Raw genomic sequence first — 26,216 nt, forward strand, 5'->3', positions numbered from 1 at the left:
TAAGCCCAATGGCCCGCCCGTACGGTAAGTCTTCGTTCAGCTTCAGCCGCCTGGCGATTTACGTCACCTTGTTCGGTGCTGCCGCCGTGTACTTGGTGCCGCTGGTGGTCATGCTGTTGACCAGTTTCAAAAGCCCCGACGACATTCGCACCGGCAACCTGCTGAGCTGGCCGCAAATGATCGACGGCATCGGCTGGATCAAGGCCTGGGACATCGTCGGCGGTTACTTCTGGAACTCGGTAAAAATCACCGTGCCAGCGGTGCTGATCTCGACCTTTATCGGTGCCATGAACGGTTACGTGCTGTCGATGTGGCGCTTTCGCGGGTCGCAGTTGTTCTTCGGTCTGTTGCTGTTCGGCTGCTTCCTGCCGTTCCAGACCGTGTTGCTGCCAGCCTCGTTCACACTCGGCAAACTCGGCCTGGCCAACACCACCACCGGCCTGGTGCTGATTCACGTGGTCTACGGCATGGCCTTTACCACGCTGTTCTTCCGCAACTTCTACGTGGCGATCCCCGATGCCCTGGTCAAGGCTGCGCGCCTGGACGGCGCCGGCTTCTTCACCATCTTCGGGCGGATTCTGCTGCCCATGTCGGTGCCAATCATCATGGTCTGCCTCATCTGGCAGTTCACTCAGATCTGGAACGACTTTCTCTTTGGTGTGGTGTTCGCCAGTGGCGACGCTCAACCGATCACGGTGGCCCTCAACAACCTGGTGAACACCAGCACCGGGGCCAAGGAATACAACGTAGACATGGCGGCGGCGATGATCGCCGGCCTGCCAACGCTGCTGGTCTACATCGTCGCGGGCAAGTACTTCCTGCGTGGACTCACGGCCGGCGCGGTCAAGGGGTGAAACATGGCAACTCTCGAACTTAAAAACGTCAAGAAAACCTACGGCAGCGGCTTGCCGGACACCCTCAAAGACATCGAACTGAAGATCGAGTCCGGCGAGTTTCTGATTTTGGTGGGCCCGTCTGGCTGCGGTAAGTCGACCCTGATGAACTGCATCGCCGGCCTGGAAAATATCACCGGTGGCGAGATTCTCGTCGACGGCGCTGACATCAGCGGCATGAGCCCGAAAGACCGTGACATTGCCATGGTGTTTCAGTCGTACGCCCTGTATCCAACCATGAACGTGCGCGAGAACATCGCGTTCGGGTTGAAGATGCGCAAGATGAGCGCGGCGGCCATCGAAGAAGAAGTGTCCCGCGTGGCCAAGCTGCTGCAAATCGAACACCTGCTGGCGCGCAAACCAGGCCAGCTTTCCGGCGGCCAGCAACAGCGTGTGGCCATGGGCCGGGCACTGGCACGGCGGCCGAAGATTTACCTGTTCGACGAACCGCTGTCGAACCTCGACGCCAAGCTGCGCGTTGAGATGCGCACCGAAATCAAGCTGATGCACCAGCGCCTGAAAACCACGACTGTTTACGTCACCCACGACCAGATTGAAGCCATGACCCTGGGCGACAAAGTGGCGGTGATGAAAGATGGCGTGGTGCAGCAATTCGGCACCCCGCAACAGATTTACAACGACCCGGCCAACCTGTTCGTGGCGAGCTTTATTGGTTCGCCACCCATGAACTTCATTCCCCTGCGCCTGCAACGTCGCGACGGTCGCCTGCTGGCGCTGCTGGATTCCGGCCAGGCGCGTTGCGAGCTGCCGCTGGCCATGCAGGACGAAGGTCTGGAAAACCGCGAAGTGATTTTGGGCATTCGCCCCGAGCAGATTTGCCTGGCTGCGGCCGGCTCCAGCCTGCCGAGCATCTTGTCCGAAGTGGAAGTGATCGAGCCGACCGGCCCCGACACCCTGGTGTTCGTCAACCTCAACCAAACCAAAGTCTGCTGCCGCCTGGCACCGGACATGGCGCCGCGCGTGGGCGACACCCTGGAACTGCAATTCGACCCGGACAAAGTGCTGCTGTTCGACGCCAAGAGCGGAGAGCGCCTGGGGCTGCTGGGAAAGTCGCAACCTGCTGAGAAAGCAGGGCGTGTGACGCGCTTGATCCCGCGCGAAGGCTAAGCGCATCGCGGCTAAAGCCGCTCCTGCAAGCCGTGTAGGAGCGGCTTTAGCCGCGATAGGACAAACACCGATTTAAGCAGTACCCCCACCGCAAGGCGGGGCCATTGATATGTACCGACGCGCAACCGTTATCCGAAGCGCAACAACAATAAAAATGAGTGGAGTGGATATGAGCACAATGAAGAAGAGTCTCTGGGCACTGCCGTGCGCCCTGGTGGTGTTTCCCTGGTCGGTCCAGGCCCTGGAGTTCAGCGGGTATACCCGTAACGGTATTGGCACCTCGGTAAACAGCTCCGGCCAGCAGTGCTTCCAACTGCAAGGCGCGAAATCCAAATACCGGTTGGGTAACGAATGCGAGCAGTACACCGAGCTTGATCTGCGCCAAGACCTGTTCTCGTTGGACGACGGCTCGGTACTGAGCGTCGAGGGCATGGCTCAGCTCTATAACCAATACGACAAAACCCCGAAATACACCGGCGACTACGGCTTTGCCCGCGCCAACCAGATCTACGCCGAGTGGAGCAACATGCCCGCGCTCAATGGCGGTTCGTTCTGGGCTGGCCGTCGTTTCTACAAACGAAACGACATTCATATCTCCGACTTCTACTACTGGAACCAGAGCGCCACCGGTTTCGGTTTTGACGAAGTGCAAATCGGGGACCTGAAGTACAGCTACGTGTTCTCGCGCAAAGACAACTATGACCAGAAGCCGTACGTGAATCGTCACGACTTCAACGTCGACGGCTTCAACACCAACCCTAACGGCACCGTGCAAGTGGGCGTCAGCTACATCGACAAACCCAGCAACAACGACACTGAAAAACACAGCGGTTACTCGGTGACCGTGCAGCACAAACAAAAAGACTTTCTGGGCGGCGTCAACACCTTCGCCCTGCAATACGGTGAAGGTCCGGGCACTGGCCTGGGTTACACCGGCGACACCACCCTGGACAGCAGCGCCAAGAACTGGCGTGCGGTGGAATTCTTCGACTGGCAGATCACCAAGCACTTCGGCGGCCAATTCGAAGTCGTGTACGAAAAAGACAAACGCGAAGACGGTCAGGACCAGAACTGGCTCTCCGTTGGCGTGCGTCCGGTGTATGCAATTACCGACACCTTCAAGTTCGTCACCGAACTGGGCCGCGATCAGGTTGAAGCCCCTGGCGGTACGCGCAAGCTGACCAAATTCACCATCGCCCCGACCTGGTCGCCGATGGGTCCGGGCTTCACCACCCGTCCTGAATTCCGCTTGTACTACACCTACGCAAGCTGGAACGAAGCAGCCCAACGCTCGGCCAGCATGGTCGCAGCGGGTTCGGCACTGTCTGACACCGGCGCCTTTGGCACCGATCTGCACGGCTCCAACTTTGGTGCGCAAGTCGAATACTGGTGGAAGTGATGCCTGAGCGCGGTCGATGAGCCGAAAGACAGTCAGGCCTATCGTGCCGCGCCCGGAACTTGTGGCGGCCAGCGAGCAGATGCGTATAGAGGACAACCCTCTGCACGCGCTGCTGGCTGACGCCGGCAAGCCCCTTTTCAGTTGGACGCGCCATCAGGAACGCGACCTTTTTCTAATCAGCCATCCCACCTGCGAGGCGGTCTTCAGCCGGCAGGGCGGGCAGCTGCTGCATTTCCAACCGCGCGGCCAACGGCCTTGGCTGTGGTGCGCCGCGCGCTGGCCCAAACACGGCGCCATTCGCGGCGGCGTGCCGGTGTGCTGGCCGTGGTTTAGTCGTCACCCGACCGAAAGCGGTTGGCCGTCCCATGGCTGGGCGCGGCTTAGCGATTGGGAGTTAATCAGCCACGAAGCCGACGCCACTGGCGTGCGCCTGCATTGGCGGTTGGACTTGTGCGAGTGGCAAGTGGAACTGTTTGCCGAACTGGGCGCCGAGCTGACATTGCGCCTGGTCACACAGCATCAAGACAGCGAACCGTGCCAGCTCAGCCATGCCTTGCACGGCTATTGGCGCGTGGGCGACATGGCCCAGGTGGCGCTGCGCGGGCTGGAGCGCGCGCACGGCTACGACCTGTTATTGCGCGACGACTTCCAGCAAAACAGCCCGCTGCGTTTGGACAATGGCTGTCACCGCGTGTACCGGCGGGCAGGGCGAATCGACCTGGATGATCAGCTGTGGCGGCGCCGGTTGCAGATCGACACCAGCGGCGGCGCCAACACCGTGGTCTGGCACCCGGGCGCGCGGCCGCTCGCCGATGTCGGCTGGCATGAAGCGCTGGGGTTTGTCTCGGTGCAGGCGGCGAGTTGTCGGGAAGACAGCGTGACGATTGGGCCGGGGGACGAGGCGGAGTTGCGGTTGCATGTTCGGGCGGTGTGAACTTCAAAAGCATCGCGGCTAAAGCCGCTCCCACACATTGCACGACCTGTAGGAGCGGCTTCAGCCGCGATTGGCGCAACGCCGATCTATAAATGAACTACCCCGGATCATCCTCATTCGGATACCGGCTGGCATTCAAACTCTCTTTGATCTTGCGCAAATGCGGCTGGAAATCCACGCCTCGGCGCAGGGTTACGCCGGTGGCGAGCACGTCGAGCACGGTGAGCTGGATGATGCGCGAGGTCATTGGCATGTAAATGTCGGTGTCTTCGGGCAGTGGAATGTCCAGGCTGAGCGTGCTGGTTTTGGCCAGCGGCGAATTGGCGGCGGTCAGGCTCAACACCGAGGCGCCGTTTTCACGAGCAACCCGCGCCACTTCCACCAGCTCGCGGGTGCGGCCGGTGTAGGAAATGATCACGAACAAATCGCCGGTATGGGCCACCGAGGCGAGCATGCGTTGCATCAGCACGTCGGCATGGGCGGTTACCGCGAGGTTGAAGCGGAAGAATTTGTGTTGCGCATCCAGCGCTACGGAGGCGGAGGCGCCGAGGCCGAAGAAATTGATTTGCCGGGCCTGAATGAGCAGGTCCACGGCGCGGCTGATTTTCTGCGGGTCGAGCTGGCGGCAAGCGCTGTCGAGCGAGGCGATGGCACTGCCGAAAATCTTCTGGGTATAGGCTTCGGGCACATCGTCGGCTTCCACCGCGCGGCTCACATATGCCGCGCCGCTGGCCAGGCTTTGCGCCAACTGCATTTTCAACTCGGGGTAACCGCTGACGCCAAACGAGCGGCAGAAGCGATTCACCGTCGGCTCGCTCACCTGGGCTTCCTGGGCCAGGGTGGCGATGCTGAAACGGGTGGCCTGTTGCGGACTGCGCAGAATGGCTTCCGCCACTTTACGTTCGGCTTTGTTCAGCTCGGCCAGTCGGCTTTGGATCTGCTCCAACAGGTTACGCACGCGTTCCATCTAGTGTCCTCGGTGATCAGCCAAATGCAGCCGCTACGCTTGAGGCGTGGGCAGGGCGGCCTATCCTAACTGTGAGGCCCTGCAAACGGCCACTGTCGACAGTGAGATGGGCAAAATGTTGTTTTGTTTACAACATTTAAGCTTGATTTCAGCCGGTTAACGCGGTATTTCTTCCAATACTTGATAAAAGAACAAATATCATGCCCGTGATCACTGCAAAACCCTGCACCCTTATCCTGTTCGGCGCTCTGGGCGACCTGGCGTTGCGCAAACTCTTTCCCGCCCTGTATCAGCTCGATCGCGCCGGTTTGCTGCACGCCGACACGCGCATCATCTGTCTGGCTCGGGACCAAGGCGAACCCGCTACCCACCTGGCGTTTATCGATGACTGGATGCACCGCTACATCCCGGTCATGGACCTGGACGGCGAAGTGCTCGAGCGTTTCCGCCAGCGCCTGCGTTACATCACCATGGAATTCGCCCAGCCGGAGGACTACGCCTCGCTGGTGAACGAAGTGGGCGATGCCGACACGCTGATCGCCTATTTCGCCACGCCGGCGTTCGTGTACGGCGCGATCTGCGCCAACCTCGCCGCTTGCGGTCTGGCCGAGAAAACCCGCGTGGTGCTGGAAAAGCCCATCGGCCACAACCTGGAGTCGTCGCGCGCCATCAACGATGCCGTCGCCGCGCATTTCCCGGAAAGCCAGATCTACCGCATCGACCATTACCTGGGCAAAGAGACGGTGCAAAACCTCATTGCCCTGCGTTTTGCCAACAGCCTGTTCGAAACCCAGTGGAACCAGCACCACATTTCCCACGTGGAAATCACCGTGGCCGAAGTGGTGGGCATTGAAGGGCGCTGGGGTTACTTCGATCAGGCCGGGCAACTGCGCGACATGATTCAGAACCACCTGCTGCAACTGCTCTGCCTGATCGCCATGGACCCGCCCAGCGACCTGTCGGCCGACAGCATCCGCGATGAGAAGGTAAAAGTGCTCAAAGCGCTGGCGCCGATCACCCCGGAACACCTCAGCCGCCAAGTGGTACGCGGCCAATACGTGGCCGGCAGCAGCGCCGGCAAGCCGGTGCCGGGCTACCTCGAAGAAGATAACGCCAACCTGCAGAGCGACACCGAAACCTACGTGGCGGTGCGCGCGGAAATTCGCAACTGGCGCTGGTCTGGTGTGCCGTTCTACCTGCGCACCGGCAAGCGCATGCCGCAGAAACTGTCGCAGATCGTTATCCATTTCAAAGAGTCGTCGCACTACATCTTCGCCCCGGAACAGCGGCCGCTGGTGAGCAACCGCCTGATCATCCGTCTGCAACCGGACGAAGGCATTTCCCTGCAAGTGATGACCAAAGATCAGGGCCTCGATAAAGGCATGCAACTGCGCAGCGGCCCGTTGCAGCTCAACTTCTCCGAAACCTACAAGGCAGCACGTATTCCCGATGCCTACGAACGGCTGTTGCTGGAAGTGACCCAGGGCAACCAGTACCTGTTCGTGCGCAAAGACGAGGTCGAACACGCTTGGCTGTGGTGCGACCAGTTAATCGCCGGCTGGAAACAGCTCGGCGACCCACCCAAGCCATATGCGGCCGGGTCCTGGGGACCCATGGCGGCCATGGCGCTGATTACCCGTGATGGGAGGTCCTGGTATGGCGATCTCTGAAATGAAATTTCCCGCTGGTGTGCACGCGTTTAGCCAGGCATCGGCCAGTCAGCACGCACACGACCTGGCCTACGCAGTGGCCGAGTCCCTGAGTACGGCGTTGCGTGAACGCGATTTCGTCAGTTTGGTGGTGTCCGGCGGGCGCAGTCCGGCGGCGTTTCTCGACGCGCTGAGCACGCAAAAGCTGGACTGGGCACGCGTTGTCGTCAGCCTTGCTGACGAGCGCTGGGTGCCCACCGAACACAGCGACAGCAACGAAGCGTTGGTAAAACGCCACTTGCTGCGCGGCGATGCGGCGCGTGCACATTTCATCGGCTTGTACCGCAGCCCGGCGTCGCTCGACGCTTCGGTGGCCGGCGCCGAACTCGCGCTCAGCGAACTGCCGCAACCGATTGACGTACTGGTGTTGGGCATGGGCGACGACGGCCACACCGCCTCGCTATTTCCCAACAGCCCATTGCTGGCCTCGGCCCTCAGCGCCGATTGCCCGCAGCGCTGCCTGCCGATGCTGGCGCCGACCGTGCCGCATCAACGCATCACCCTGACGCTGCCGATACTGCGTTCGGCGCGCTCGATATTTCTTGCCCTGCAAGGCCCGGCCAAGCTGGACACCTTGCAAACCGCATTGGCGGGCGATGACGTTCACGCCATGCCAATCCGTGCCTTCCTGCGCTCGCCGCTGTCCATTTACTGGTGCCCCTGACATGACACTTCTCAACAGCGTGACCCCGAGCATGGATGAAAAAACCACGCAAATTGATGCGATCTGCCGTCAGGCGCGCATCCTTCCCGTGGTGACCATCGACAACGAAGCGCAGATTTTGCCCATGGCCGACGCGCTGGCCGAAGGCGGGTTGCGCACCCTGGAAATCACCCTGCGCTCGGAACACGGCCTCACCGCCATTCGCCTGCTGCGCAAGGAACGCCCGGACCTGTGCATCGGCGCTGGCACCATTCTCGACACGCAGATGTTCAAGGCGGCGGAGGAGGCGGGCGCACAATTTATCGTCAGCCCTGGCTGCACCGCCGAGCTGCTGCGCTTTGCCGTCGACAGCCCGGTGCCGTTCCTGCCGGGGGCGGGCGGGGCGTCGGATTTGATGCTGGGTTATGCCATGGGCTATCGGCGCTTCAAGCTATTCCCAGCCGAAGCCTGCGGCGGTATTCCGGCCTTGAAAGCCTTGGGCGGGCCGTTTAACCAAGTGCGGTTTTGCCCCACCGGCGGCGTGAAGCCCGACAACCTGTTGGCTTATATGGCTGTGCCGAACGTGATGTGCGTCGGTGGCAGCTGGATGCTCGACAGCGCGTGGACCAGAGCGGGCGATTGGGCGCGGGTGACGCAGGTGAGTAAGGATGCGTTGGCGTTGTTGGAAGGCTGAAGAATTGGGTTTGCTTCATCGCGGCTAAAGCGGAGTGCCGCCCAGCCGCTCCCACAGGTTTTAGAGTTCCTGTGGGAGCGGCTTTAGCCGCGATGCTTTTGCCCCACCGAATGGACCACTGGCAACACCAAGCTCGCCACAAACCCACCCTCGGCATGATTGGCCAACTCCAGCGTGCCGCCATGCCGTTCCGCCGCACGACGGGCAATCGCCAAACCCAAACCATGCCCCGGTGCACTTTGCTCCGGCGCGCGGAAAAACGGTTCCCCCAGCCGTGCCACATGTTCCGGCAGCACGCCCGGTCCGTGGTCACGCACGCTCAACCGTACCAGCTCACCCTCGCGCTCGGCTCGTAGCTCAATGGCGTGCCCGGTCGGATTAAAACGCAGGGCGTTGCGCAGCAGATTATCCAGTGCGCGTTCGAGCATGTCTGGCCAGCCGGCCAGGGCCAGGCCCGGTTCAACCTCAACCGTCACCGTTTGCTCGGCCTCGTTGAGCTGTGCTTCTTCCTGGCGATTTTTCAGCAGCGCGGCGACGTCCACTGGCTGCGCAGCACCGAGGTTGGCGTCCATGCGCGCCAGCGCCAGAATTTCGCTGATCAACGCTTCCAGCCGATCACACTCGCGCTCCAGGCGCGGCCACAGCTTCGCCCGTTCCTCCGGCCCGGCGCGTTCGGCCAGCGCCAAGGCAATGCGCAAACGCGCCAGGGGCGAGCGCAGCTCATGGGACACATCGCGCAGCAACTGACGCTGGCTGCTGATCAAATCTTGCAGGCGCTCGCCCATGCGATTGAAGTCGCCGGCCAGCACACCGAACTCATCACGCCGATTCGCCAACCGCGCCAGCGTGTGTTGCTGATACGCCGCCTGACCGAGGTCATGCACCGCACCGCGCAGTTGGCCCAGCGGCCGGGTGATCGACAGCGTCAACAGCAGGCTCAACGCGGTCAGCACCACCAACGCGATGAACAAGGCACTCAACGGCCAGAGCAGGCTGCCGCGGTGCCAATTGTCCAGTTCCGGGTGCGGGATGCGGTAGATGAATAGATATGTTTCGCCGCTGGGGCTGGTGTAGTCGGTGGTTATCCGCCGCCACGGCAGGCGGCGCGGGTCGTCGTGTTGGCGCTTCTCAAAAGCGGCGGCGCGGCGCGGGAAAGTGCCTTGAATCAGCACGTTGCCGTTGTCGTCGAGCACTTGGGTGTCGATATGAAAATCGCGCTTGCGCTGCTCTAGGTAATCCTGCGCCGCCTGCTGGCCCTCACTCTCATAAATCCGCACCCAGTCTTCCGGCACGCCTTGCAGCGCGGGGTGCTGGCTGAGAATCCAGGCGTCCTGATTCAACACCCGACCCAGCAGCATCGACAGGCCGGCTACCAGCACGATGGCTAGCCAGAAACTGGCGAAGATTCGCCAAAAGAGTGAGCGCACGTGGACTCCTGTTTAACGGATAAAACCCAGCCGAGGAGGGCTCGGTTGGGTTGGGGTGTGGGCGGTTAATGTTAGGGGCAGATGGTTGACGGTTTGAAGCCTGTACCACGTTCAAAATTCTGGTTACCGAATCGTCGGACCGCTGCGTGCTTAGATATGGCGGCGGCTTCTGCCACACCATCCGTCATCCTCGCGCAGGCGGCGGTCCGACGATTCGGGATCCAGGCTTTCGAGCCGTGCGCAGAACTGCGTCAAATCCGAAACTCTGGATCCCCGCGTTCGCGAGGATGACGGAGGTTGTTGTCGCGTCCACGTCATCCCCGCGCAGGCGGCGGTCCGACGATTCGGGATCCAGAGTCTCAAACCATCCGCAAATCCGGAAACGACTCAACTAACCATCAACCCGCCCCCGAACTCAAACCATCCCTTACTGCACCTTCCCCTGCTTAGCCTTCCAAGCCTGAAACTCCTGCCATTCCGCCCGGCGAGCTTCCATTTTCTTTTGCTTTTCATCAAACGCCTTCTGCTGTTCAGGATTAAGCAGTGCGCGAATCTTGCCGTTGGTGGCCTCACGCTTGGCTTTGATTTCGTCGTGCATGGCTTTCTTGTCGGCATCGGACAGCTTGTCGAGGTAACGCTTGGTCACTTCGTCACGGCTGTGCATTTGCTCGCCCATGATGTCGCCAATGGCTTTGCGTTGTTCTTTGCTCAAGTCCAGGTCACGGAACATGCCCGGGCCGCGGTGTTCGCCGCGTGGGCCGCCGTCCATCATGTGGCGTGGGCCTTCTTCGCCCGGTGACGGCATGGCCATGGCCATTGTCGGCAGGGCAGCGGCGAACAGAGCGGCGATGAGGGTCTTGCGCATGAGGTATCTCCTTGTCTGCAAACCGGCGTATTTGCCGGATGTGCCCAGTCTAGGGAGCGCAAGGTCAGGCGCGGTCAGGGGTGGGTAAAGCTTAGGTAAAGGCGATGGCTCAGGTTACTTACATACAACCTGGCAACTGTAGGAGCGACTTCAGTCGCGATGCTTTTCAGGTTCAGACAGCATCGCGGCCGAACCCACCCCCACACCGGGCGCAACAGCTCACGCGCTGTAGTAATACCCGCGACTGCGCAGCGCCAGAATGCGCGGGCGGCCGTCGGTGTGGGGGCCGATTTTCTTGCGCAGATTGCTCACGTGCATGTCCAGGCTGCGGTCGTACAGGGTGAGCTTGCGGCCCAGGGCCAACTGCGCGAGTTCCTGTTTGTCGACCGGCTCGCCAGGCTGGCGCAGCAGGGCTTCGAGCAGGCGGCTTTCGGACACGGTGAGCACCACGTCATGCCCGGCAATCGTCACCGAACCGCGCACCGGGCTGAATACCAAGTCGCCCAGTTCCAGCTGGCTGGGCGTGGCCACCGGCACGCTGCGGCGCATGACGGCGCGCAGGCGGGCAGTGAGTTCGCGGGGGTCGCAGGGTTTGGCCAGGTAATCGTCAGCGCCCAATTCCAGACCAAGAATGCGGTCCAGCGGTTCGCCTCGGGCCGAGAGCATCACCACGGGCAAATCCGGGTGTTCGCTGCGCAGTTGCTTGAGCAATTCCAAACCGCTGCCGTCAGGCAGCATCACGTCGAGCACCACGGCGGCGGGCGACTCGGTCATTAATGCCGAGCGCGCGCTGCGACCGTCGTGGCAAGCGCGTACTTGAAAGCCTTCCTGGCCCAGCCAGCTGCTCAGCAGCTCGCACAGTTCCACGTCATCGTCGATCAGTAGGAGAGTTGACATAGGCGGCGTTTAACTCGGATCAGGCGGTTCAGTTGGTCCATTCGCGACGGGTTTTACGTCCGCCACGCAACAAGGCGCCGCACAACAAGGCCACCAGCGTGACCGCCGCGCCCACGGCAAACCAGGTTTGTTCTTCGCTGAATAGCGGTGCTTGCTGACTGGCCTGGGCTTGCTTGAGCTGCAATTTCAGGCGCTGGTTTTCCTGGCGCAGGCGGCTGACCAGCGCGCTTTCCCGCGACTCGGCGCTGCCTTGCATTTCAGTGGTCATCTCGCTGCGCAACCGTTCGCTTTCGGCCAGACGTTGCTCAAGGCTGTCGACCTGGCCCTGTAACTGCACCTGTTCATTAACCGCCGGCGCCTGGGCGGGTGCGGCTTCTTCGGCGTTGGCGTTGGCAATCAACAACGATGCAGCGAACAACAGGAACACAGGGCCTTGGCGCATCGACTTTCCTTAGTAACGTTGAGGGCAACGGTTGCCTGGGGGTTAGGGCAATACCAGCTTGAAGGGTTTGACGATTACGTTGGCGTACACGCCAGCGGCGCTGTACGGGTCGGCGTCGGCCCAGCTTTGCGCGGCGATCAGCGACTCGAACTCGGCCACCACCAAACTACCGCTGAAACCGGCGGCGCCGGGGTCGGTGCTGTCTACCGCCGGGTGCGGGCCGGCCAGTACCAGGCGGCCTTCGGTTTTCAGTTGTTCCAGGCGCGCCAGGTGAGCGGGGCGGGCGGCCAGGCGTTTTTCCAGGGAGTTGGCTACGTCGGTGGAGATGATCGCGTAGAGCATGTCAGTCCTTAGTCTTGGGAGCGGCGGCGTCAGCGTCGCCATCGTGGATATGGCGGGCCAGGAAAATGCCCTGGCCGATCAGGAACAGCACGGTCATGGCCAGGCTGCCGAATACTTTGAAGTCCACCCAAATGCTCGGGAAGGTAAAGGCGACAAACAGGTTAGCCGAGCCGCTGACGATAAAAAACACGATCCAGGCGATGTTCAGGCGCACCCAAATCGGCTCCGGCAGGCTCACGGCGTGGCCCATCATGCGTTGAATCAGCGGCTTGTCACCGATGAAATGGCTGCCCAGGAATGCCAGCGCGAACAGCCAGCTCACCACCGGCGCTTTCCATTTCAGAAAGGTTTCGCTGTGAAAGGCCAGCGTCAGGCTGCCGAATACCAGGCAAGCAATCAGCGTCAGCCATTGGCTTTTCTCAAGGCGGCGTTGAACGATAAAGAAAATGCCGTAAACCACCACGGAACTGGCGATCAACACGGCGGTGGCACTGAAAATACCGCCTAGCATGTAGGTATGACCGAAGAGGTCGATGGCGCGGGGTTCAAGCTTGAAAACAACGAAAAACAGGATGAGCGGGATGAAGTCGAGGAATTGTTTCACAGTGGCAAGCCAGAAGCTGGATGTGCCGGCATAATAACAAACCCAAACCGTAGAGCTAGGCGCAGGGGCGCAGACTTTGTGCCGCCGCGCGGTTTTTTTCGTACTAACTGTTTGCCGCCTGCGCGATCTACAGCAAACAGTGCCCATACCCGAGAAGCTGATTGATGACCGTAGACCTGCACTGCCATAGCACCGCTTCCGACGGCGCCCTCGCGCCCGCCGTGGTGGTCGCCCGCGCCCATGAGCGCGGCGTGCGGGTTCTGGCCCTGACCGACCACGACACCCTCGAAGGCCTGGACGAAGCCCGCGCCGCCGCCACTGAGTTAAATATGCAATTGGTCAACGGCATCGAGCTGTCGTGCACCTGGGGCGGCGCGACTATTCATGTGCTCGGTTACGGTTTTGCCGCTGATGCTCCTGCGCTGGTTCAAGCCATTTCCGACCTGCACAGCGGCCGCTGGTTGCGCGCCGAAGAAATCGACCGGCGCCTGGCCCTCAAAGGCATGCCCGGCGCTCTGGACGGTGCCCGCGCCATTCAGCAAGAACTCGGCGACAGCGGCAACGCCCCGGCGCGCCCGCACTTCGCAGACTTCCTGGTGCGCGCCGGCTATGTCAAAGACCGCGGCGAAGCGTTCCGCAAGTGGCTGGGCTCGGGCAAGCTCGGCGACGTCAAACAGCACTGGCCAACGCTCGAACAAGCCGTCGGCACCCTGCGCGAAGCCGGCGCCTGGGTCAGCCTGGCCCATGCCTGGCAATACGACTTTACCCGCAGCAAACGCCGTAAGCTGGTGATCGACTTCGTCGCCGCTGGCGGTCAGGCGCTGGAAGTGGTGAACGGTATGCAGCCCGCCGAGCAGATCGGCGGCCTGGCAATTCTTGCCCGTGAATTTGGTCTGCTGGCCAGCGTCGGCAGTGACTTCCACGCGCCGGGAGACTGGTCGGAACTGGGCATGTACCGTCCGTTGCCCGACGACCTCGCGCCTTTGTGGTTGCGGTTCGATCATGTCCAACACGCTGCTGCCGGCTGAACTGCCGGCCTTTGATAAGAGAGCTCCCGTGAGTCAATTTTTCCAGGTGCACCCGGAAAACCCGCAAGCGCGGCTGATTAAGCAAGCGGTCGAAATCATTAAGGCCGGCGGCGTGGTCGTGTATCCCACCGACTCGTCGTACGCCGTTGGCTGCCACATCGGCGACAAAACCGCCGTTGAGCGCATCCGCCGCCTGCGCCAGCTCGACGACAAACACAACTTCACCCTGGTCTGCCGCGACCTGTCGCAGTTGGGCCTGTTCGCCAAGGTCGACACCGGCGCTTTCCGCCTGCTCAAAGGCCACACGCCGGGGCCGTACACCTTCATTCTTAACGCCACCCGCGAAGTGCCACGCATGCTGCTGCACCCCAAGCGCCGCACCATCGGCCTGCGCGTGCCAAGCCATCCCATCGCCCAGGCGCTGCTGGAAGAACTCGGTGAGCCGCTGATGAGCACTAGCCTGATCTTGCCGGGCGAAAAAGAGCCCATGAGCGACCCCTACGAAATGCGCCAGATCCTCGAACATCAGGTCGACCTGATCATCGACGGCGGCTTCGGCGGGCTGGAAGCTTCCACCGTGGTGAGCCTGGTCGACGACGAAGTGGTGCTGGTACGCGTCGGCTGTGGCGACCCCACGCCCTTCGAGGCCGATGCCTGAATGCCGACGGAAACTGTCGCTTGAGCGTGATCGATGCCCAACGCCGCGTACTGTCTGGCATGCGTCCCAGCGGCCGGCTGCACCTGGGCCACTACCACGGCGTATTGAAAAACTGGGTGAAGCTGCAGCACGAGTACGAGTGCTTTTTCTGCATTGTCGACTGGCACGCGCTGACGACGGACTACGACGAAGTCGGCCAGATCGCCGAGCACGTCAACGACATGGCCGTCGACTGGCTGGCCGCTGGCGTCAGCCCCAGCTCGGCGAACATGTTTATTCAATCGCAAGTGCCCGAACACGCCGAACTGCACGTATTGCTCTCGATGATTTGCCCGCTGAGCTGGCTTGAGCGCGTGCCGTCTTATAAAGAGCAGCAAGACCAACTGCACCACAAAGACCTCGGCACCTACGGCTTCCTCGGCTACCCGCTGCTGCAAGCCGCCGACATTCTGCTGTACCGCGCCGGCCTGGTGCCGGTGGGCGCCGACCAGTTGCCCCACGTCGAATTCGCCCGCGAGGTGGCGCGGCGCTTCAACCATTTATATGGCCGCGAGCCCGGCTTTGAAGCCAAAGCCGAAGCCGCCATCCTGCGGCTCGGCAAAAAAACCGCCAAGCTCTACAACAGTTTGCGCAAGGCCTACCAGGAACAGGGCGACAGCGAAGCCCTGGACACCGCCCGCGCGCTGCTCAAAGAAGTGCAAAGCATCACCTTCGGCGACAAAGAGCGCCTGTACGGCTACCTCGAAGGCGGCGGCAAAGTGCTGCTGCCCGAACCCCAGGCGTTGCTCAGCGCGGCGCCGCGAATGACTGGGCTGGACGGCGGGAAAATGGCCACCTCCCATTTCAAGGGCGCCAGCAGCAACGCCATTTTCCTGCGCGATACCCCGGCGGAAATCGAAGACAAACTGCGGCGCATGCCCACCGATCCTGCGCGCGTGCACCGCGACGACCCCGGCGAACCCACGCGCTGCCCGGTATGGCAGTTGCACGAGATTTACTCCGACGAGCCTACCCAATACTGGGCTCAACAGGGCTGCCGCAGCGCCGGCATTGGCTGCCTCGACTGCAAAGGCCCGGTAATCGAAGCCGTTAAAGTCGAACTGAAACCGCTGCAACTGCGCGCACTGGACTACCAGGACAGCCCCGAGCTGGTGCGCAATATTCTCGCCGAAGGTGCCGAGCGCGCCCGCGACGAAGCCCGCGAAACTCTGGTAGAAGTACGCGCCGCCATGGGTTTGAATTACCGTTAACCCGCCGCCTTCAGTACGCGTTAAGGAATTTATGCAGGACACCACCCCCAGCGAAGTCGACAGCCAGGCCGGCGCCCAGCAAGAGCTGCCCTTCGCCCTGGTCTACGGCAAAGCGGTCACCGAAATGCCGGTGGACCTGTACATTCCGCCCGACGCCCTGGAAGTGTTCCTCGAAGCCTTCGAAGGCCCGCTCGACCTGCTGCTGTACCTGATCCGCAAACAGAACATCGACGTGCTGGACATTCCCGTGGCTGAAATCACCCGGCAATACATGGGCTACGTCGAGCTCATGCAGTCCGTACGCCTGGAGCTGGCCGCCGAATACCTGGTGATGGCCGCCATGCTCGCCGAAATCAAATCGCGCATGCTGCTGCCGCGCTCCAGCGAAGCCGAGGAAGAAGAAGACGACCCGCGCGCCGAGCTGATCCGCCGTCTGCAAGAATACGAACGCTACAAAGCCGCCGCCGAAGGCATCGACCAACTCACCCGCGTAGGTCGCGACCTCACCGTGCCACGCCTCGACGCCCCCGAAGCGCGCGCACGCAAACTGCTGCCCGACGTCAGCCTGGAAGAATTGCTGCTGTCCATGGCCGAAGTGCTGCGCCGCGCCGACATGTTCGAAAGCCACCAAGTCACCCGCGAAGCGCTGTCTACCCGCGAGCGCATGAGCGAAGTGCTGGAACGCCTCAAAGGCGCCGGCTTCGTGCCCTTCGTGAGCCTGTTCCTGGCCGAGGAAGGCAAGCTGGGCGTGGTCGTGACCTTTATGGCCGTGCTGGAATTGATCAAAGAACAACTGGTCGAGCTGGTACAGAACGAGGCCTTCGGGCCCATCCACGTACGCGCGCGCGCCGAATGAAACCGAGCCAAGCATGAACCTCAACGAACCCAAAGAACTGGCCTCCCTGCTCGAAGCGTTTTTGCTCGCCAGCGGCAAACCGCAGTCCCTGGAGCGCCTGTACGAACTGTTCGAAGAAGCCGAACGGCCAGAACCTGCCGTGTTCAAAAAAGCCCTCACGCTCCTGGAAAAATCCTGCTCGGGCCGCGCCTTTGAGCTCAAGGAAGTGGCCACCGGCTACCGCCTGCAAGTGCGCGAAATCTACGCGCCGTGGGTCGGCCGCCTGTGGGAAGAGCGCCCGCAACGCTATTCGCGCGCCATGCTCGAAACCCTGGCGTTGGTCGCCTACCGCCAACCCATTACCCGTGGCGAAATCGAAGACATCCGCGGCGTGGCCGTGAATAGCCAAATCGTCAAAACCCTGCTCGAACGTGAATGGATTCGTGTCGTCGGCTACCGCGACGTACCCGGCAAGCCTGCCATGTTCGCCACCACCAAACAGTTCCTCGACCACTTCAACCTGAAAAACCTCGACGAACTGCCGCCACTCGCTGCCCTGCGCGAACTCGAACCCGAACCCATGCTCGGCTTCGACACCGACGACCTGCCTGTACCCGAAGGCCTGCAAGCCCGCGCCGACATGGCCGGCGAAGGCGAAGAGGGCGCGGCACCGGCGCCGAGCGAAGAGAAAAGCTTCGGCAGCCTGCTGGCCGAACTGGACTCGATGGAACAAGGTTTGAAAACCGACTTCGACGATTTGCCCGACGACTACGACCCACCGGTACCCGAAAGCCTGCAAGCGCGCGCCGATATGGCCCTGGCTGAAGACGACGAAAACGAAGAGCCCATGTCGGCGGAAGAGGCGCTGGAAGTGCTGCGCCATAAAGTCGCCACGCAGGTGGTAACGCCGCCGGCGCCAGAGCCTGAAGAAGAGAGCGAAGAAGAAGCGCTGGCACGCGCCATCCGAGAAGAGCAGGAATATTCCCGAGACTGAGTGATTACCGAATGGGCGATACCAAGAATCCTTGCATCAGTGTGTGCGAATTCGAAGAGCGGATTTGTATTGGCTGTGGGCGCAGTAGGGATGAAATCAAAGCTTGGAAGAAAATGGACAAGCCTGAAAAACGCGACGTGCTGGCCGAAGCGCAGTTGCGCTTGAAGGCCATGGGCGGGAAAGTCAAAAAGAAGAAAAAACGCTAAGTACCGTTTGCAGGAATCGCGGCTAAAGCCGCTACAGACTTCTGTGGGAGCGGCTTTAGCCGCGATGCTTTTGATCCGAAAAAGCATCGAGGCTAAAGCCTCTCCTACAGGGCTAGAGGTGATTTTCGCAAGCGGCTTCCGGCTCTTTCCTTCACGAATCCAGATTCAACACGTCCTGCATCCGCTCGCCAATAAACCCGCGCAACCACGCCGCGTGAAACTCCACCTCCTCAAGTGGCATGTGCCAGCCAAACTGATGCGTTATCCATTTGCCGTTCGCGCCTTTGAAGCTCAGGTGGAAATGCCCATGCCTGTCGTAACTGGCCATTACGTACGGCGTGACGCTGTGGATGTCTGCAAAAGGCACACACCATTCAACCGGCTTGCGCAGCGGCCGCCGCACTGTGGCGTGTAGCACCTGCTGCGGGCCGTCGAACGTAAGCCTCAGCACTTTCTGCGACGAAGCGCCCCAGCGCAGCAATCCGGCCGCCAGCAGTGCCGTGCCCAGTAACGGCACCAAAAGCGTCGGATCCGTGAGGCTTTGTGCATACGAAAGCGGAATACCCTTCGCCGCTTCGACGGCGGTGATCAATAGCAGGGCCACGCCGTATACCGGCAACGTGACCACCAATACAACGATGAACGCGAGCGTCGCCGCGCCGTTGGCGGCGCCGATGTCCGGGCCTTCGTCGGCAATCCAGATGTCCGGGTGCACGGGCGGGGTGGCCGGCGTAGAGGGCGAGGGGAGCAGGCGCGCAGAGCGTTGGCGTTTCATGGGATTGAGTTCTGAAAGAGGCTGGGCGAACGGTAGCAGCATTGGAGCAATGGCAGTGTGCTCGAGTAAACCTTGCGTCACCCCCGCGAAGGCGGGGGTCTAGATTTTTGGATGGGGCGGGGAATGTTGCCCTCACCCCAGCCCTCTCCCGCGAGCGGGAGAGGGGGCCGATTTATGTATGGCCCGGCGATGCGCTGAATTTCAGGCATAAAAAAACCGGAGCTTGTGGCTCCGGTTTTTGTCACGGGGAAGCGATTACTTGGTGGCTTCGTCGTGTGCTTCTTCAGCTTTTTGCTCGATGGCCTGGCCAGTTTTGTTGGCGGCGTCTTGTGCGGATTCGGCGGAGTCTTGGGCCGATTCGCGGGCGGATTCCATTTTGTCTTCTGGGGTATTGTCGCAGGCGGCCAGGGTTATGGTGGCGGCAAGCAGCAGGGCGTAGGCAATTGGGTTTTTCATGGGCTCGGGTCCTTTTTCGCTTTATTGGGGCGATTTTTCTCATCGCTGCGTTTTTGGAGCGTGACCTGCTGCGCGAAGTTCCAACCAAAATGGCTGCCTGGCTTCAAACCTAAGTCGGGACAGGTATGATGCGGCCCTTATGGATCAATGAGATAGGCCTTGAACATGAGCAATAGCCTGATTCTAGAGCGCGCTCAGCGCTTTCTCTCGGCGTTGCGCCACTGTCAGGTGTTGGGGCTGACCGTGCATGCCATCGACAGCGAGCGCCTGACGCTGCGTTTGCCGTATAGCCGCCAAATTATCGGCAACCCGGAAACCGGCGTGATTCACGGTGGCGCCATCACCACGCTGATGGACACCACCTGCGGCATTTCCACCATTTGCGTGCTGCCGGACTTTGAAATCTGCCCGACGCTGGACCTGCGCATCGATTACATGCGCCCCGCCGAGCCCAATAAAGACGTGTTCGGCGTGGCCGAGTGCTATCGCGTTACGCCCAATATCATTTTCACTCGCGGCTACGCCTATCAAGACGACCCCTCGCAGCCCATCGCCAATGTGGTCGGCACCTTTATGCGCATGGGCAAGGGCCCGCAGGGCGACACGGCATTGAAAAGCTCGGCGCTCAAGCCTGAGCAACTGAAGGGCGCGATTGATGGAGGTCAGGCATGAGCGAGAACACTTTGCCGCCGCTAGACCTGAGCCAGGTGGTGCAGGCCGCGCACGAGAGCAATAACTACGACGAGCTGCTGGAGCTCACGCCGTACGCCAAGCTGCTGGGCATTGAATGCCTGCGCCTGGGCGATGACATGGTGTTCCGCATTCCGGCGAACAAAGACAGCATCGGCAACCCGATTCTGCCGGCCATTCACGGCGGTGTGATCGCAGGCTTTATGGAGCACAGCGCCATGCTGCATTTGCTGATGTTCATGGGCACGCCACACTTTCCGAAAATCATCGACTTCTCGATAGATTACCTACGCGCCGGTCACTATCGTGACACCTTCGCCTCGTGCCAGGTGTGGCGCCAGGGCCGGCGCGTGGCGAACGTGGCGATTACCGCCTGGCAAACCACGCGCAGCGAACCGATTGCCACGGCGCGCGCGCACTTCAAAGTGGATGAGCCATAACCGCGCCGTTACTGAAGCTGATTGCGTGCGGGCCAACTGGATAAGGATGTGTAGATGGATGCGTTGCTGATCCTCGGCGGGTTGCTGCTGATTCTGGTCGGTTTGGTGTGGTTGGTGATTCTGGCGTTCGACGTCAGTTTGCTGTGGGGCTTGGGTAGCCTGTTGCCGCCGCTGACGCTGGCCTTCGTGCTGCGCCATTGGCGCGTGGCGCGCAAGGCGGTGATGCTCAGCGGGCTGGGCTTTATTCCGTTGATCGTGGGGCTCACGCTGCTCGCCAATCACGATACGCAACGCTTGCAGGCAATTCTCAGCCTGGACTGGGCCCGAACTCCGGTGCAGGCGCCGGCGGAGTTGGCGATTCACCTGCGCGGCAGCCTCAACGGCCAACCGTTCGCACCGCAGCAGGGCGAGTTGATCGACGGCGTGCTGACCTTGCGCGAAGGCGAAGACATTTTCGCCCGCCGCGAAGTGACCATTCGCCTGCCCGAGCTGGCCAAAGCCGGCAACAGCCCGGTGCGCGTCGACGTGTTGCCGCAAGACAGCGGCAATCTTCCCGAAGTGCAATTGAGCTGGCTGCTGCCGGAACAGGAACTGCCTGAAGCGCGGCGCTTGAACCATTCCTACACACTGCATCTGAAGCTGGAACCGCAAGGGCCGAACAAGCTGGCCGGCGACTTCCACTTGGTGTTGCCGCCGCAATTCAAAACCACCTTGAGCGGCACGGTAGAGCTGTTTACCGACCACCTGCGCTATGCGAACAACAAGGTCGACATCCGCTACGACTCGCGCGAAACGCTGGAATACGTGATCAGCGATTATCTGAAACGCCGTTACAGCACCCAGCGCGTTGAGTTGGGCATTCTGCCCGTGGTGAATTTCCCGGCTTCGACCATGAGCCTGGAAGTGGATGCGCGCATTGATGGGCAGGCGCAGCAATTGCCCATCGCCCTGCGCAAGAGCCCGACCCTCGGCTGGCTGGTGGTGGGTGACCGTTATCAGCTGGAAGAAAAGCCCAAAACCAACGCCGCTGAACCTGTCGAAAAACCCGCCGTGGCCGGCGCTGTTGCTGCGCCTGCCAGCTCGTTGGATCGGCGCGTGCGGTTCAGTCTGGAGCGCTTGCAGAGCAACCCGAGCCGCTACCAGAACCTGCAAATGCGCATCCTCACCGAGCGCGGCAGCATGGTGGAGGGGAGGTTTAATGGCATCGATACCGACGGGCAAATTGTGGTGCAACGCAACTTGAAGGGGCAGGGCGGCGCCAGCTTTTCGGTGGTGCCGGCGCAGATTACGTCGATTGAGTTGTTGGAGCCGTAGGGAGGGCGATTGCGCCATCTTCGGGCAGCCATTTTCGCGGTAATGACGGTGTCCTCCCCACAACCACCGTCATCCTCGCGAACGCGGGGATCCAGAGTCTAAAGTCATACACCCAGCCCAAAACCATCGCGGCTAAAGCCGCTCCTACAGGTAAGGCGAAACCTCCAGCCACGGCTTTCCAACACTCCGTCAATCGTGGCGAGTTCGGAAACCTGTAGGAGCGGCTTTAGCCGCGATAGCCCCAACACCGCCTCCAACCTAACCACTTGAAATCCAAGTCGTTGCCCCCATCTGTTGGTCATCGCCGGTTTACGGCTTGTGCCATCTGCTTGGAGTTAAACGACCATGAGTGTGGAAACTCAAAAAGAAACCCTGGGCTTCCAGACCGAGGTGAAGCAACTGCTGCACCTCATGATCCATTCGCTGTATTCCAACAAGGGAATCTTCCTTCGCGAGTTGATCTCTAACGCCTCCGACGCCGCCGACAAGCTGCGCTTCGAAGCGCTGGCCAATCCGGCGCTGCTCGAGGGCGGCGATGCGCTGCGTATTCGGGTCAGCTTCGATAAGGCCGCCAACACCGTGACCCTCGAGGACAACGGTATCGGCATGAGCCGCGAAGACGCCATCACCCACCTGGGCACCATTGCCAAGTCCGGCACCGCCGACTTTATGAAGCAGTTGTCCGGTGATGCGAAGAAAGATTCGCACCTGATCGGCCAGTTCGGTGTGGGTTTCTATTCGGCGTTTATCGTCGCCGACCAGGTTGAAGTGTTCAGCCGTCGCGCCGGCGCACCGGCCAGCGAAGGCGTGCACTGGACGTCCAAAGGCGAGGGCGAGTTTGAAGTTGCCACCGTTGAGAAAGCCGAACGCGGCACCCGCATTGTTCTGCACCTGAAGGCCGCCGAAAACGAGTTCGCCGATGGCTGGCGCCTGCGCAACATCATCAAGAAATACTCCGACCACATCGCCCTGCCGATTGAGTTGCCCAAAGAGCAGGAGGGTGAAGCCGCGCCTGCAGAAATTGAATGGGAAACCGTCAACCGCGCCAGCGCGCTGTGGACTCGTCCGCGCACCGAGGTGAAGGACGAGGAGTACCAAGAGTTCTACAAACACGTCGCCCACGACTTCGAGAACCCGCTTAGCTGGAGCCATAACAAGGTCGAAGGCAAGCTGGAATACACCTCGCTGCTTTACGTGCCGGGCCGCGCACCGTTTGACCTGTACCACCGCGAAGCGCCGAAGGGCTTGAAGCTGTATGTGCAGCGCGTGTTTGTGATGGACCAGGCCGACGAGTTCCTGCCGCTGTACCTGCGCTTTGTGAAGGGCGTGGTCGACTCCAACGACCTGTCGCTGAACGTGTCGCGCGAAATTCTGCAGAAAGACCCGATCATCGACTCCATGAAGTCGGCGCTGACCAAGCGCGTGCTGGACATGCTCGAGAAGCTGGCGAAAAACGAGCCTGAGCAATACAAGGGCTTCTGGAAAAACTTTGGTCAGGTGATCAAAGAAGGTCCGGCCGAAGACTTCGCCAACAAAGAGAAAATCGCCGGCCTGCTGCGTTTTGCTTCTACCAGCGATGACAGCGGCGAGCAGAGCGTTGGCCTGGCCGACTACCTCACCCGCGTGAAGGAAAGCCAAGACAAGATTTACTACCTCACCGGCGAAAGCTACGCCCAGGTGAAAAACAGCCCGCACCTCGAAGTGTTCCGCAAGAAAGGCATCGAAGTGCTGCTGCTCACCGACCGTATCGATGAGTGGCTGATGAGCTACCTCACCGATTTTGACGGCAAACAATTCGTCGACGTGGCTCGCGGCGACCTCGACTTGGGCAGCCTGGATTCGGAAGAAGACAAGAAAACCCAGGAAGAAGCGGCCAAGGCCAAAGAAGGCTTGGTTGAACGCCTGAAAGCCGCGCTGGGCAGCCAGGTGAGCGAAGTGCGCGTTTCCCACCGCCTGACCGACTCGCCCGCCATTCTGGCCATCGGTGAACAGGACCTGGGGCTGCAAATGCGCCAGATTCTGGAAGCGAGCGGGCAGAAAGTGCCGGATTCAAAGCCCATCTTTGAATTCAACCCGGCGCACCCGTTGATCGAGAAGCTCGACAACGAGCAAAGCGAAGAGCGGTTTGGCGACCTGTCGCACATCCTCTTCGACCAGGCGGCGCTCGCCGCTGGCGACAGCTTGAAAGACCCGGCCGCGTATGTGCGCCGGCTGAACAAGCTGCTTGTCGAGCTGTCGGTTTAACCACTGGCGCTAAAACAAAACCCGCTTCGGCGGGTTTTGTTTTTTAAGACTCGACACAGCACAAACACACTCCCTGTAGGAGCGGCTTCAGCCGCGATTTGCGATCTGCCATCGTTCACCGTTTCCAGGGATCGCGACTAAAGTCGCTCCTACAGAAATCCTCACAAATCCCACACCGAATCCGGAACCAAGGAGCCAAGAATGACTAACTTCAGCGTTATCCCCGTGCCTTACACCATCGACGGCCACGCTTATGAAGGCCAACTGGTGTTCGATGCCAGCGTCACCAACTCGCGCCCCGGCCTGCTGCTGGCGCCGAATTGGATGGGCGTGACCGACGGTGCCGTCGAGCTGGCGAAAAAAGTCGCCGGCACGGAATACGTGGTGCTGGTTGCGGACATCTACGGCGCCGAAGTCCGCCCCAACGGCCACGAACAAGCGGCCGCCGCCATGATGCCGCTGAAAAACGACCGGACTCTGCTGCGCACCCGTATGCAAGCCAGCCTGACAACCCTGCAAAGCCAAACCCACGCGCCCGTGGCAGCCGACAAGCTGGCGGTGTTCGGCTTCTGTTTCGGCGGCTGCTGCGCCCTGGAGCTGGCCCGCGACGGCGCGCCGGTGAAAGCGGCGGTGTCGTTTCATGGCACCCTCGACACGCCGAATCGGGACGATGCGAAAAACATTCAAGGCAAGGTGCTGGTGCTACACGGCGCGGCCGACCCATTGGTGCCGAAAGAGCAATTGCCAGCGTTCGAGGCCGAGATGGACGCCGCTGGCGTGGACTGGCAGTTGGTCAGCTACGGCGGCGCGGTGCATTCGTTCACCGACCCCGGCGCCGATAACCTGCCGATGATGAAGTACAACCCCACCGTGTCGGCGCGGGCGTTCCACACCATGGCGTACCTGTTGAAAGAAGTGTTGTAAGCGCCTTGCGCATCGCGGTTCACGCCGCGATGCGCGGCTAATTTGTCTGTGCGCCAGAGGTGGTCTTAACTGCAAAGCGGACCATCCCAAAACCACAACAACAGGGCCAGCCATGACCGACCATTCTCACGTCCACGACGAACACGCCAACCACGAACCCTTCGAAAACACCCGCGACAGCGTGGTAGACGCCTGGGCCATCCTCATTCTTATTGCGCTGGCGGTGTCTACTGCGGTGTTCTGGGTGAGTCACCAGTAAGAACTTGTCGACAAGCCTTGTAAGCATTTGCTGACAAGTGGTGACAGATAGCCACTACACAACTGCGTATACTGCGCGGCTGGGTCAAGCATGAGTGCATGAAGTTGAAGCGGTTGGTGCGCGCCGTCGTAGCGGTAGTGGGATTACTCGCATGGAATTGCGTCAACGCAGCTAGCGTGGTGTTTCTTAATCCGGGAAAAACCGGTGAGGAATTCTGGGACGGCTACGTCAAGTTCATGCAGGCCGCTGCTGGCGATCTGGGCATGCAATTAACCGTGCTCGACGCCCAGCGCGACCGCGACCAGATGCTTGAGCAAGCACGCGATGTGCTGCAGGGCGACCACAAGCCCGACTACCTGCTATTTATCAACGAACAATATGCCGCCCCGGAAATTCTGCGCCTGGCCAAGGATTCCGGCGTGAAGCTGTTTGCCGTCAGCAATACCCTGACGGCCGACCAGCAGCGCGTGATCGGCAGTAGCCGCGAAACCTACCCAAACTGGATCGGCAGCCTGGTGCCCAACGACGCCGAGGCCGGCTACATGTTGGCCACCAGCCTGATCCAGCGTGCCCGCGAGCGGCACCCGGACGGCCCGTTGGAAATGTTGGCGTTCGGTGGAATCAAGCAAACGCCGTCCAGCCAGTTGCGTGAGCGCGGGCTGAAAAAAGCCCTGGCCGAAAACCCCGACGTTCGCCTGCGGGTGCTGGCTTACGGCGAATGGCAGCGCCAACGGGCGTACGACCAGGCGCGCACGCTATTGCCGCGTTATCGCGGCATCAACATGGTGTGGGCGGCGAGCGATGAGATGGCCTTTGGTGCGATGCAGGCAGCTGAAGAGTCAGGTTTGGTGCCCGGTAAAGACATTCACTTCGCTGCCATCAATTCCAGCCTTGAAGCGTTGCAGGCGCGCATCGACGGGCGCCTGGAGGTGCTGGTCAGCGGCCAGTTCACCATTGGCGGCTGGGCGCTGGTGATGCTGCACGACTACGACAACGGCGTGGATTTCGCCAAGCACGGCGGCAAAGACCGCACGCTAACGATGTACGTCAGCCTCAACGAAACCCAGGCCGCGAATCTGGCGAAGCGGGTGGCTGGCACCGATAACTTCGGCGTCGATTTTCGCCGTTACACGCTGAAAAACCAGCCAACGCTGCGCGATTACACGTTCTCGCTGCGGCCGCTGCTGCAGTAAGGCGGC

General features: G+C 61.0%; 29 protein-coding genes. 20 read left to right on the forward strand and 9 right to left on the reverse strand.

Annotated features, from left to right (window positions below):
• Positions 1-8 precede the first annotated feature (8 nt).
• The 4 genes from ACZZ0Q_RS10170 to ACZZ0Q_RS10185 all read left to right on the forward strand — a co-directional run bounded on the left by ACZZ0Q_RS10170 (position 9) and on the right by ACZZ0Q_RS10185 (position 4,354).
• Positions 9-854, forward strand: coding sequence for a carbohydrate ABC transporter permease (locus tag ACZZ0Q_RS10170; RefSeq protein ID WP_463542197.1), 846 nt, complete (start codon positions 9-11; stop codon positions 852-854).
• 3 nt (positions 855-857) lie between these two features.
• A complete protein-coding gene (locus ACZZ0Q_RS10175) occupies positions 858-2,021 on the forward strand; it encodes an ABC transporter ATP-binding protein (RefSeq protein ID WP_463382901.1) in 1,164 nt (387 codons plus the stop codon).
• Positions 2,022-2,199: 178 nt separating this feature from the next.
• A complete protein-coding gene (locus ACZZ0Q_RS10180) occupies positions 2,200-3,420 on the forward strand; it encodes a carbohydrate porin (RefSeq protein ID WP_463561011.1) in 1,221 nt (406 codons plus the stop codon).
• Positions 3,421-3,505: 85 nt separating this feature from the next.
• On the forward strand, positions 3,506-4,354 hold the full coding sequence (locus ACZZ0Q_RS10185; RefSeq protein WP_463542196.1) for a D-hexose-6-phosphate mutarotase: 849 nt from the start codon (positions 3,506-3,508) through the stop codon (positions 4,352-4,354).
• A 97-nt stretch (positions 4,355-4,451) separates the two neighbouring features.
• On the opposite strand, the gene ACZZ0Q_RS10190 is transcribed toward ACZZ0Q_RS10185, so the two are convergent.
• Complete coding sequence (locus ACZZ0Q_RS10190; protein WP_271194876.1) at positions 4,452-5,312, reverse strand: MurR/RpiR family transcriptional regulator; 861 nt, start codon at positions 5,310-5,312, stop codon at positions 4,452-4,454.
• Positions 5,313-5,521: 209 nt separating this feature from the next.
• Between ACZZ0Q_RS10190 and zwf the strand changes: the two genes are divergently transcribed.
• The 3 genes from zwf to ACZZ0Q_RS10205 are packed head-to-tail and all read left to right on the forward strand — an operon-like array spanning position 5,522 to position 8,367.
• Positions 5,522-6,991, forward strand: coding sequence for a glucose-6-phosphate dehydrogenase (zwf, locus tag ACZZ0Q_RS10195; protein WP_463539103.1), 1,470 nt, complete (start codon positions 5,522-5,524; stop codon positions 6,989-6,991).
• Positions 6,978-7,694: a 6-phosphogluconolactonase gene (gene pgl / locus ACZZ0Q_RS10200; RefSeq protein WP_463539102.1), complete on the forward strand. Its 717-nt coding sequence runs from the start codon at positions 6,978-6,980 to the stop codon at positions 7,692-7,694. The genes zwf and pgl overlap by 14 nt, the downstream gene beginning before the upstream one ends.
• Before the next feature lies 1 nt (position 7,695).
• On the forward strand, positions 7,696-8,367 hold the full coding sequence (locus tag ACZZ0Q_RS10205) for a bifunctional 4-hydroxy-2-oxoglutarate aldolase/2-dehydro-3-deoxy-phosphogluconate aldolase (protein ID WP_463539101.1): 672 nt from the start codon (positions 7,696-7,698) through the stop codon (positions 8,365-8,367).
• Positions 8,368-8,450: 83 nt separating this feature from the next.
• On the opposite strand, the gene ACZZ0Q_RS10210 is transcribed toward ACZZ0Q_RS10205, so the two are convergent.
• The 6 genes from ACZZ0Q_RS10210 to ACZZ0Q_RS10235 all read right to left on the reverse strand — a co-directional run bounded on the left by ACZZ0Q_RS10210 (position 8,451) and on the right by ACZZ0Q_RS10235 (position 12,944).
• Positions 8,451-9,794 (reverse strand): sensor histidine kinase, encoded by a 1,344-nt coding sequence (locus tag ACZZ0Q_RS10210; protein WP_463539100.1) that lies wholly within the window; start codon positions 9,792-9,794, stop codon positions 8,451-8,453.
• A gap of 427 nt (positions 9,795-10,221) precedes the next feature.
• Positions 10,222-10,659, reverse strand: a complete 438-nt coding sequence (locus ACZZ0Q_RS10215) for a Spy/CpxP family protein refolding chaperone (protein WP_463539099.1) — start codon at positions 10,657-10,659, stop codon at positions 10,222-10,224.
• A 219-nt stretch (positions 10,660-10,878) separates the two neighbouring features.
• Positions 10,879-11,556: a response regulator transcription factor gene (locus ACZZ0Q_RS10220; RefSeq protein ID WP_122453640.1), complete on the reverse strand. Its 678-nt coding sequence runs from the start codon at positions 11,554-11,556 to the stop codon at positions 10,879-10,881.
• A gap of 28 nt (positions 11,557-11,584) precedes the next feature.
• Entirely contained in the window at positions 11,585-11,998 is a 414-nt protein-coding gene (locus tag ACZZ0Q_RS10225) for a hypothetical protein (protein WP_463539098.1), read from the reverse strand.
• A 42-nt stretch (positions 11,999-12,040) separates the two neighbouring features.
• Positions 12,041-12,340 carry a YciI family protein gene (locus tag ACZZ0Q_RS10230; protein ID WP_122453642.1) on the reverse strand — a complete coding sequence of 100 codons (300 nt, stop codon included), beginning with the start codon at positions 12,338-12,340 and terminating at the stop codon, positions 12,041-12,043.
• Position 12,341: 1 nt separating this feature from the next.
• Positions 12,342-12,944 carry a septation protein A gene (locus ACZZ0Q_RS10235; protein WP_463539097.1) on the reverse strand — a complete coding sequence of 201 codons (603 nt, stop codon included), beginning with the start codon at positions 12,942-12,944 and terminating at the stop codon, positions 12,342-12,344.
• Between the two features lie 164 nt (positions 12,945-13,108).
• Here ACZZ0Q_RS10235 and ACZZ0Q_RS10240 point away from each other — a divergent pair, with 164 nt between their 5' ends.
• From ACZZ0Q_RS10240 to ACZZ0Q_RS10265, 6 genes are all read left to right on the forward strand, one after another.
• Positions 13,109-13,972: a PHP domain-containing protein gene (locus ACZZ0Q_RS10240; RefSeq protein ID WP_463539096.1), complete on the forward strand. Its 864-nt coding sequence runs from the start codon at positions 13,109-13,111 to the stop codon at positions 13,970-13,972.
• 28 nt (positions 13,973-14,000) lie between these two features.
• A complete protein-coding gene (locus tag ACZZ0Q_RS10245; RefSeq protein WP_463539095.1) occupies positions 14,001-14,630 on the forward strand; it encodes an L-threonylcarbamoyladenylate synthase in 630 nt (209 codons plus the stop codon).
• A gap of 20 nt (positions 14,631-14,650) precedes the next feature.
• Positions 14,651-15,880 carry a tryptophan--tRNA ligase gene (locus tag ACZZ0Q_RS10250; RefSeq protein ID WP_463539094.1) on the forward strand — a complete coding sequence of 410 codons (1,230 nt, stop codon included), beginning with the start codon at positions 14,651-14,653 and terminating at the stop codon, positions 15,878-15,880.
• Between the two features lie 157 nt (positions 15,881-16,037).
• Positions 16,038-16,736: a segregation and condensation protein A gene (locus tag ACZZ0Q_RS10255; protein ID WP_163016684.1), complete on the forward strand. Its 699-nt coding sequence runs from the start codon at positions 16,038-16,040 to the stop codon at positions 16,734-16,736.
• Positions 16,737-16,749: 13 nt separating this feature from the next.
• On the forward strand, positions 16,750-17,709 hold the full coding sequence (scpB, locus tag ACZZ0Q_RS10260) for an SMC-Scp complex subunit ScpB (RefSeq protein WP_463539093.1): 960 nt from the start codon (positions 16,750-16,752) through the stop codon (positions 17,707-17,709).
• 11 nt (positions 17,710-17,720) lie between these two features.
• Positions 17,721-17,915: a DUF1289 domain-containing protein gene (locus ACZZ0Q_RS10265; RefSeq protein ID WP_463539092.1), complete on the forward strand. Its 195-nt coding sequence runs from the start codon at positions 17,721-17,723 to the stop codon at positions 17,913-17,915.
• Between the two features lie 151 nt (positions 17,916-18,066).
• On the opposite strand, the gene ACZZ0Q_RS10270 is transcribed toward ACZZ0Q_RS10265, so the two are convergent.
• Together ACZZ0Q_RS10270 and ACZZ0Q_RS10275 are read right to left on the reverse strand one after the other, a co-directional pair.
• On the reverse strand, positions 18,067-18,690 hold the full coding sequence (locus ACZZ0Q_RS10270) for a hypothetical protein (protein ID WP_463539091.1): 624 nt from the start codon (positions 18,688-18,690) through the stop codon (positions 18,067-18,069).
• Between the two features lie 255 nt (positions 18,691-18,945).
• Positions 18,946-19,146 carry a hypothetical protein gene (locus tag ACZZ0Q_RS10275; RefSeq protein ID WP_463539090.1) on the reverse strand — a complete coding sequence of 67 codons (201 nt, stop codon included), beginning with the start codon at positions 19,144-19,146 and terminating at the stop codon, positions 18,946-18,948.
• 165 nt (positions 19,147-19,311) lie between these two features.
• Here ACZZ0Q_RS10275 and ACZZ0Q_RS10280 point away from each other — a divergent pair, with 165 nt between their 5' ends.
• The 7 genes from ACZZ0Q_RS10280 (at position 19,312) to ACZZ0Q_RS10310 (ending at position 26,210) form a co-directional block, all read left to right on the forward strand.
• Positions 19,312-19,818, forward strand: a complete 507-nt coding sequence (locus tag ACZZ0Q_RS10280) for a PaaI family thioesterase (RefSeq protein WP_122453830.1) — start codon at positions 19,312-19,314, stop codon at positions 19,816-19,818.
• On the forward strand, positions 19,815-20,276 hold the full coding sequence (locus ACZZ0Q_RS10285; RefSeq protein ID WP_463539089.1) for a PaaI family thioesterase: 462 nt from the start codon (positions 19,815-19,817) through the stop codon (positions 20,274-20,276). Before ACZZ0Q_RS10280 ends, ACZZ0Q_RS10285 begins: the two co-directional genes overlap by 4 nt.
• Before the next feature lie 54 nt (positions 20,277-20,330).
• The gene (locus ACZZ0Q_RS10290) at positions 20,331-21,590 is read left to right on the forward strand and encodes an MFS transporter (RefSeq protein ID WP_463539088.1); all 1,260 of its coding nucleotides are present in this window, start codon (positions 20,331-20,333) and stop codon (positions 21,588-21,590) included.
• Between the two features lie 345 nt (positions 21,591-21,935).
• Positions 21,936-23,834, forward strand: a complete 1,899-nt coding sequence (gene htpG / locus ACZZ0Q_RS10295) for a molecular chaperone HtpG (RefSeq protein ID WP_463539087.1) — start codon at positions 21,936-21,938, stop codon at positions 23,832-23,834.
• Between the two features lie 201 nt (positions 23,835-24,035).
• Complete coding sequence (locus ACZZ0Q_RS10300) at positions 24,036-24,758, forward strand: dienelactone hydrolase family protein (protein WP_463539086.1); 723 nt, start codon at positions 24,036-24,038, stop codon at positions 24,756-24,758.
• Positions 24,759-24,870: 112 nt separating this feature from the next.
• Positions 24,871-25,017 (forward strand): hypothetical protein, encoded by a 147-nt coding sequence (locus ACZZ0Q_RS10305; RefSeq protein ID WP_163016638.1) that lies wholly within the window; start codon positions 24,871-24,873, stop codon positions 25,015-25,017.
• 104 nt (positions 25,018-25,121) lie between these two features.
• Positions 25,122-26,210: an ABC transporter substrate-binding protein gene (locus ACZZ0Q_RS10310; protein ID WP_463542195.1), complete on the forward strand. Its 1,089-nt coding sequence runs from the start codon at positions 25,122-25,124 to the stop codon at positions 26,208-26,210.
• Positions 26,211-26,216: the final 6 nt, after the last annotated feature.

Source organism: Pseudomonas sp. AC070, assembly GCF_979258635.1.